This window comes from Falsiroseomonas oryzae, from assembly GCF_027856955.1.
Taxonomy (GTDB): domain Bacteria; phylum Pseudomonadota; class Alphaproteobacteria; order Acetobacterales; family Acetobacteraceae; genus Falsiroseomonas; species Falsiroseomonas oryzae.
In genome coordinates, this window is sequence record NZ_JAPSMD010000294.1 from 1 (window position 1) to 6,849 (window position 6,849).

9 protein-coding genes are annotated in these 6,849 nt (G+C 72.6%); 3 read left to right on the plus strand and 6 right to left on the minus strand.

The window, feature by feature from the left end; genetic code table 11:
* The 5 genes from OZN99_RS22060 to OZN99_RS22080 all read right to left on the minus strand — a co-directional run.
* A partial coding sequence (locus OZN99_RS22060; RefSeq protein ID WP_270937410.1) for an ATP-binding cassette domain-containing protein occupies nucleotides 1-461 on the minus strand: 461 nt, incomplete at its 3' end.
* Nucleotides 458-1,147: a molybdate ABC transporter permease subunit gene (gene modB, locus OZN99_RS22065; protein ID WP_270937411.1), complete on the minus strand. Its 690-nt coding sequence runs from the start codon at nucleotides 1,145-1,147 to the stop codon at nucleotides 458-460. The genes modB and OZN99_RS22060, both read right to left, overlap by 4 nt.
* A gap of 68 nt (nucleotides 1,148-1,215) precedes the next feature.
* Entirely contained in the window at nucleotides 1,216-2,085 is an 870-nt protein-coding gene (locus OZN99_RS22070; RefSeq protein WP_270937412.1) for a dioxygenase family protein, read from the minus strand.
* Nucleotides 2,086-2,095: 10 nt separating this feature from the next.
* Nucleotides 2,096-3,070, minus strand: coding sequence for a tripartite tricarboxylate transporter substrate binding protein (locus tag OZN99_RS22075; RefSeq protein WP_270937413.1), 975 nt, complete (start codon nucleotides 3,068-3,070; stop codon nucleotides 2,096-2,098).
* A 55-nt stretch (nucleotides 3,071-3,125) separates the two neighbouring features.
* Nucleotides 3,126-3,998: a fumarylacetoacetate hydrolase family protein gene (locus OZN99_RS22080; RefSeq protein ID WP_270937414.1), complete on the minus strand. Its 873-nt coding sequence runs from the start codon at nucleotides 3,996-3,998 to the stop codon at nucleotides 3,126-3,128.
* 59 nt (nucleotides 3,999-4,057) lie between these two features.
* On the opposite strand from OZN99_RS22080, the gene OZN99_RS22085 reads away from it, so the two are divergent.
* The gene (locus tag OZN99_RS22085) at nucleotides 4,058-4,705 is read left to right on the plus strand and encodes a GntR family transcriptional regulator (RefSeq protein ID WP_270937415.1); all 648 of its coding nucleotides are present in this window, start codon (nucleotides 4,058-4,060) and stop codon (nucleotides 4,703-4,705) included.
* A gap of 3 nt (nucleotides 4,706-4,708) precedes the next feature.
* Here the strand turns inward: OZN99_RS22085 and OZN99_RS22090 are convergent, their stop codons facing one another.
* On the minus strand, nucleotides 4,709-5,653 hold the full coding sequence (locus OZN99_RS22090; protein ID WP_270937416.1) for a 4-hydroxy-tetrahydrodipicolinate synthase family protein: 945 nt from the start codon (nucleotides 5,651-5,653) through the stop codon (nucleotides 4,709-4,711).
* Nucleotides 5,654-5,758: 105 nt separating this feature from the next.
* Between OZN99_RS22090 and maiA the strand changes: the two genes are divergently transcribed.
* Both maiA and OZN99_RS22100 read left to right on the plus strand, forming a co-directional pair.
* Nucleotides 5,759-6,409, plus strand: coding sequence for a maleylacetoacetate isomerase (gene maiA / locus OZN99_RS22095; protein WP_270937417.1), 651 nt, complete (start codon nucleotides 5,759-5,761; stop codon nucleotides 6,407-6,409).
* 88 nt (nucleotides 6,410-6,497) lie between these two features.
* Nucleotides 6,498-6,849, plus strand: a 352-nt coding sequence (locus OZN99_RS22100) for a hypothetical protein (protein ID WP_270937418.1), incomplete at its 3' end; no start/stop codon positions are given.

Sequence of the window (6,849 nt, forward strand, 5' to 3'; positions counted from 1 at the left end):
AGCGCCACGCGCTGCCGCTCGCCGCCCGACAGGCCGCGGGGCCGGCGCTGCAGCAGCGGCGCCAGGCCGAGCAGCTCCACCACCTCCTCGAAGCCGGGCCCGCCATCCTGCGTCGGCGCGCGCGCCAGCCCGTAGCGCAGGTTGGTCGCGACGCTCATGTGCGGGAACAGCCGAGCATCCTGGAACACGACGCCGCAGCGCCGCTGCTCCGGCGGCACGAAGACGCCGCGCACCGTGTCGAGAAGCACGGCATCGCCCAGGGCGACCAGGCCCCGCTGCGGCCGCAGCAGCCCGGCCACTGCCGCCAGCACGCTGCTCTTGCCCGATCCGGAGGGGCCGAACAGCGCCGTCACGCCCTGCGCCGGCGCGGCGAAGTCGACGTCGAGCGCGAAGCCGTCCTGCCGCGCCGCACGGCGCATCCCGCCGTCGAATCGGTGCGCGACTTCGACCCGCAGCGTCATGCCCGGCCGAGCCAGCGTCCCATCCGCCGCGCCAGCAGCTCGGCCAGCAGCAGCCCGCCGACCGCCAGCGCGAAGGAGATCGCGGCGAGCCGCGCCGCCACCGCCTCGCCGCCCGGCGTCTGCGTGGCGGCGTAGATCGCCAGCGGCAGCGTCTGCGTCTCGCCCGGGATGTTGGAGGCGAAGGTGATCACCGCGCCGAACTCGCCGAGACCGGCGGCGAAGGCGGTCACCGCGCCGGCCAGGATGCCGGGCGACATCAACGGCAGCGTCACCGTGATGAAGCGGTCGAGCGGCCCGGCGCCGAGCGTGCGCGCCGCCTCCTCCAGCCCGCGGTCCACATGCTCCAGGCCCAGCCGCACGGCGCGCACGATCAGCGGGAAGGACATCACCGCGGTGGCCAGCGCCGCGCCCTCCGTCGTGAAGACCAGGCGGATGCCGAACCAGTCGTGCAGCGGGGCGCCGATCGGGCCGCGCACGCCGAAGGTCATCAGCAGCGCCCAGCCCACGACGACCGGCGGCACGACGAGGGGCAGGTGCACCAGCGCGTCCAGCAGCGTCCGTCCGGGGAAGTCGCGCCGCGCGAGCAGCCACGCGATGGCGACCGCCGGCAGCAGCGAGACGAGCACGGAGCGCGCGGCGACGCCGAGGCTGAGGCGCACTGCCTCCCATTCCTCGGGCGTCAGCATGGGGCGTGGGTCATCCTCGGCCGCGGCGATATACGCGGCCGTATATATCGCTGCCGCGGCGCGGGCGTCTAGGCGCGCGCCATGCGGATCACCAGCGGGGCGTGCAGCACGGTGTCCGGCAGCCGGTCGCGCGCGACGAGATGCGCCGGCGTCTCGGCCTTGCGCATGGTGCCGAGCGGCACCACCAGATCCGACCGCACGCCGAACACCGCGTCGCGATCGAGGTACGGATCGTCCTCCAGGAACAGCTCCGTCACCAGCGGCCGGTAGCCGGCGGCCTCCGCGATCACGTGCAGATGCGCGGGCCGCCAGGCATCGCGGCCCAGCGCGCGCAGCATATCGCCGGCCGGGCCATCATAGGGCACGGTGTAGGGCTGCTGGCGCGTCGTGCTGAAGGCGAAGGTCCCGTCGGCGGCACAGGTGAGCAGCGCGTGGTAGTTCTTTGCGGGCTGTCCGGCATCCTGTGCGGCGTAGAAGCCGTTGTCTGCGTTCTGCCACATGTCGAGCGTGGCGCCCGCGATCCCCTCCCCCGTCGCCGCGTCCAGCACGCGCCCCGTCACCACCATCACCTGGCCGGGCTGGCCCTTCCACAGGTCGCCGCCATCTGGCAACGGCGGCGCGCCACGCTGATGGAAGGGGCCGAGGTTGGAGCAACTGGTCGCGCCGGGCGGCGTGTTCACCATGTCCACCAGCGCCGAGACGCCGAAGAGGTCGCTGAACAGGATGAACTCGTTGCGCTCCGGCGTGGTGATCTCGCCGGCCCTGGTCAGCGCCATCAGCCCCGCCATCCATTCGGCATGTGTCAGCTTCGTCTCCCTGACGAAGGCATGCAGGTGCTTGGCCAGGCTGCACAGCACCTCCTTCGTGCGGGGGTCCTCGGCCTTCGCGGCGTAGTCGGCGAAGGCCTGCGTGAGCGTGTCGGGGGTGACGTTGCGCATGGAAGACCCTTCAATCCGCCGTCGCGCCGGAGGCGCGGACCACCCCCGCCCATTTCGCGACCTCCTCGCGCAGATAGACCGCGAACTCGGCGCGGCTGCGCGTGTCCGGTGCGAAGCCCATCGTGTCCATGCGCTGCCGCATCTCGGCGGAGGCAAGCGCGCGGTTCACCTCGGCATTCATGCGGTCGAGGATCGCTGCCGGCGTGCCCTGCGGCGCCACCATGCCGAACCAGGTCAGCGCCTCGAAGCCGGGATAGCCCTGCTCCGCCACGGTCGGTACCTCGGGCAGCGCGGGGTCGCGCCGCAGGCTGGTCACCGCGATGCCGCGCAGCCGCCCCTCCCGCACCATCGGCAGGGCGGGCGGCAGGCTGGTGGAGCCGATCGGTACCTGGCCGCCGACCACGGCGGTGACCGCCTGGGCCGGGCCGAAGGGCACATGCTGCACCTCCACGCGGGCCAGCGTGCGGAACAGCAACTCCATGCCCAGATGCGTCGTGGTGCCGGTGCCGGAGGAGCCGTAGTCCAGCGGCCGCGTGCGCGCCGCGGCGATCAGCTCCGGCAGTGTCCGCACGTTCAGCTTCTCGGGATTCACCGTGACGATGTTCGGCGTGCTCGCCATCAGCGCGACGGGCTCGAGGTCGGTCACCGCATCGTAGCCCGCATTCCGATAGAGGCTGGGATTGACCGCGTAGGCGACGGAATGCGCCAGGAAGGTGAGGCCGTCGGGCGCGGCACGGCGCACCGCCACCGTCGCGATGTTGCCGCCCGCGCCGGGCCTGTTCTCCACCACCACCGGCTGGCCGAGCGCGGCCGAGAGCGGGTTGGAGAGCGCGCGCACCAGCACGTCGGTGGAGGCGCCGGGCGGGAAGGCGACGACGATGCGCACCGCCCGGTCCGGCCAATGCGCGCGCGCCAGCCGCGGCGCGGCCAGCAGCGTGACCGTGCCGGCGATTGCCGCGCGGCGCGTGAAGCGCATCCTGCTCATCGTTTCCCTCCCCGGTCCGTCATCCTGCGCGGCCGGAATCCGGCCGGCAGCATCATCAGCGTGCGAAAGCAGGGTCGTCGGCGATGGTGTTGCGCAGCACGCCGATCCCTTCGACCTCGATCTCCACCGTCATGCCGGGCGCGAGGTAGAGCGGGTTCGGCTTGCGCGCATAGCCGACGCCCGACGGGGTGCCGGTCGCGATGACGTCGCCCGGCTCCAGCGTCATCACCTCCGACAGAATGGCGATGCAGCGGGCGACGGGGAAGATCATGTCGCCCGTGGTGCTGTCCTGCACGGTCTGGCCATCCACGCGCGCGCAGATGCGCAGCGGCGCCGCGCCGGGCGGCAGCTCCTCCGGCGTCACCAGCTCCGGCCCGAAGGCACCGGTGGCGTCGAAGTTCTTGCCCATGGTCCACTGCGTGGACTTGCGCTGGTAGTCGCGCACCGAGCCGTCGTTGAACAGGCTGTAGGCGCCGACATGCCGAAGCGCGTCGGTCTCGCTGACGCAGCGCGCGGTGCTGCCGATGACGACGGCAAGCTCCGCCTCGTAGTCCAGCTTCGTTGAGCAACCCGGCCGCAGCATCGGCGCGTCGGGCCCGACCAGCGAGGTCTGCACGCGCAGGAACACGGCGGGATAGTCGGGGATCGGGTTGCCGCCTTCCTTGGCGTGCAGCGCGTAGTTCAGCCCGATGCAGATCACCTTGCCCGGCTGCGCGATCGGCATCAGCAGCCGGAGCCCGGCCAGGGGCCGCTTTGCCGTGGACGCCGCCGCGGCCTCTGCCATGCGTTGCCGCAGCGCGGGACCGCCGGCGAGGATCGCCGCGGGATCCTCCGGGAAGCCGGGCAGCGCGGCGACTGGCACGACCTGGTCGCCGATGCGGATGCCCGTGGCCGCGCGCCCCCCTTCCTCGAAACGCAGGATCCGCATGGCTCGCTTCCTCTCGGCAGAACTGGCGTAAGCAGCATTTTATCGATAGAATAGGTCCCATGCAAGAGATCAGCGATGACGGTCTCACCCTGCAGGTCCATCGCAGGCTGCGCGCGGACCTTCTGAACGGGCGGATCGCGCCGGGCAGCAAGCTGAAGGTCCAGGCGATCGGCGCCGCCTATGGCGCCGGCGCCAGCCCGGTGCGGGAGGCGCTGTCCTCGCTGGCCGCGGAGGGCCTGGTGCAGCGCATCGAGGGGCGCGGCTTCCGCGCCGCGCCCGCGACCGTCGGCGAGTTCGACGAACTGGTGCGCGCCCGCTGCTGGCTCGAGGAGGTGGTGCTGCGGGAAAGCCTTTCTGCCGGCGACGCGGCCTGGGAGGAGGCGCTGGTGGTGGCGCAATGGCGGCTCAGGCGCCTGGATCGCGGCGACGCGGCGTGGGAGGCGGCGCACGCGGCCTTCCACCGCGCCCTGCTGGCCGCCTGCCCCTCCTCCACGCTGCGCGACATGGCGGAGACACTGCGCGAACGGGCGGAGCGCTACCGCGCCCTGGCGCGTCCGGCCGCCTATCCCGGGCGCGACGTGGGCGCCGAGCACCACGCCATCGCGGAGACCGCGCTGGCTCGCCATGTGCCGCGCGCCATCATGCTGCTCAAGGAGCACTACGAGAGGACGGCGGATTTCCTGCGCACCGCCCTCGCCGCGCGGTAGCGGCTACTCCGCCGCCAGCGGCAGGCTGCCCGGCAGGCGCCAGCCGTACTGCGTATCCAGGCCGAGTTCGCGCACGATGGCGACGCCCTTGGCCAGGTGGTCGGGCTTGAGGCCCGTCAGTGGCCGGCGCAGGTCCCCCGCCGGCAGCCCCACCGCCTTCATCAGCGACTTCACCGCGACCGGGTTGATCGCGCTGTAGGTGAAGTGCAGCAGCGGCAGCAGGCGCAGATAGGTCTCGCGGAACACCACGGATTGCGCGGGCGTCGTCCAAGGCGTCGAGAGCCGCGCCATCCCCGCCGGGTCGATGTTGCCCGTCATGTTCGCGGTGCCGTGGCCGCCGAGCGACATGGTCGGCACCACAAGGCCGAGGTTCGGGCTGTCGCAGCACATGATCGTCGCATCGGGCTGCGCGGCGCAGACCTGCGCCACCTGGCCGACGCGCGTCGTGCTCTCCTTCAGCACCACGATGTTCGGGTGCTTCATCAGCCGCAGCAGATGGTCCCAGTGCAGGTCCGACTTCACGCGCGGCGGGTTGTTGTAGATGCCGATCGGCAGGTCCACCGCATCGGCGCATTCGGCGAAGTAGGCCTCGATGTCGTCCTCGGGCGCGCAGATGTAGGCGGGTGCCGCGAGGATGGCGCCGTCGGCGCCGGCCGCCTTGGCGTGCTGCAGGTACTTGATGGTGGCGGCGGTGGAGGGACCGGTGCAGCCGTAGAAGAACTTCATGCGGCCGTTCTTCATCGCAGCGGTCTTCTCGACGATCTCGCGCCGTTCCTCCGGCGTCAGCATGGAGACCTCGCCGGTCGAGCCCATGATGAGCACGGCGGCGGTGCCGTTGGCGGCGTGCCAGTCCAGCAGCGTGCGGAAGGCGCCGAAATCGACGCTGCCATCGGCGTTGAACGGGGTGATGAGGGCGACGAAGGACCCCTCGATCCGCATCTTCGGCATGCCGGTCTCCCGTGGGCGTTGGCGGCAGGATAGCAGCGGGCAGCCGCCGTTGACAGGCCGCGCCGCCTCGCTCCTTCCTGCCCGCGCGACACGGGAGGACACGCCATGGCCGAAGGGCTCACGCTGCACGGGTATTTCCGCTCCTCCGCCGCCTGGCGGGTGCGGATCGCGCTGGGGCTGAAGGGCCTGGCTGCGACGCAGGTCGCGCGGCACCTGCGCAAGGGCGAGCAGGCGGCGCCCGACCACCTGGCGCTGAACCCGCAGGGGCTGGTGCCGACGCTGGAGGTCGAGGGTCACGGCGCGCTGACGCAGTCGCTGGCGATCGTGGAATGGCTGGAGGAGACGCAGCCCGGCCCGAAGCTGCTGCCGGCCGATCCGTGGGGGCGCGCACGGGTGCGGGCGCTGGCGCAGATCGTCGCCTGCGACATCCACCCGATCCAGAACCTGCGCGTGCTGCAGTACCTGAAGCGCGAGCTGGGCCAGGAGCAGCCGGCGATCGACGCCTGGGCGCGGCACTGGATCGGGCTCGGCCTGGCCGCCTTCGAGGCGCGGTTGGCGGAGCCGGCGACGGGGCGCTTCTGCCATGGCGATGTGCCGGGGTTGGCCGATCTCTGCCTTGTGCCGCAGCTCGGCAATGCGCGGCGCTTCGCCACCGACCTCACGCCCTATCCGCGCGTGCTGGCGGTGGAGGCGGCCTGCAACGAACTGGCGGCGTTCCGGGAAGCGGCGCCGGAGGCCCAGCCGGACGCGGAATAGCGCGGCATCATCCCTTCGGAGGAGGCGGCGGCGCGGGGCGCGCGTCAGTCTCCGCCTGCCCGGTGCCGGGCAGCAGGAGGAGACGAGCATGGACGGCAAGTCGATGAGCCAGGCGGCGCCACGCGTCGCGCCGCAGACGCCCTGGGTGTCATCGCCGGGAGATCCCTCGACGTGGCGGCAGGAGCCGGGCGACCCCTCGCCCTGGCGCAGCACCGCGACGCTGCTGCTGATGGGCGTCGCGCTGCGGGAGGCGGGGCGGGAGATCGGCGGGGCTGAGGGCGAGCGGCTCGGCGCCGCAGGGCGGCTGATCGCCGACTGGTGCGGCAACGAGCCGCGGCGCTTCTTCCGCCCGCCGCGTCCGCCGGGCCCGCCGGTCCCGCCCTCCGGCCCGACGGACCTGCACGAGCTCGGCTGGCAGGCGCGGCTGGCGCTGGGGCGCG

Coding starts and splice junctions, on each gene's coding strand:
- OZN99_RS22080 (WP_270937414.1), bottom strand. CDS start 3,998: ATGCGGATCCTGCGTTTCGAGGAAGGGGGGCGCGCGGCCACGGGCATC.
- OZN99_RS22085 (WP_270937415.1), top strand. CDS start 4,058: ATGCAAGAGATCAGCGATGACGGTCTCACCCTGCAGGTCCATCGCAGG.
- modB (WP_270937411.1), bottom strand. CDS start 1,147: ATGCTGACGCCCGAGGAATGGGAGGCAGTGCGCCTCAGCCTCGGCGTC.
- OZN99_RS22075 (WP_270937413.1), bottom strand. CDS start 3,070: ATGAGCAGGATGCGCTTCACGCGCCGCGCGGCAATCGCCGGCACGGTC.
- maiA (WP_270937417.1), top strand. CDS start 5,759: ATGGCCGAAGGGCTCACGCTGCACGGGTATTTCCGCTCCTCCGCCGCC.
- OZN99_RS22090 (WP_270937416.1), bottom strand. CDS start 5,653: ATGCCGAAGATGCGGATCGAGGGGTCCTTCGTCGCCCTCATCACCCCG.
- OZN99_RS22070 (WP_270937412.1), bottom strand. CDS start 2,085: ATGCGCAACGTCACCCCCGACACGCTCACGCAGGCCTTCGCCGACTAC.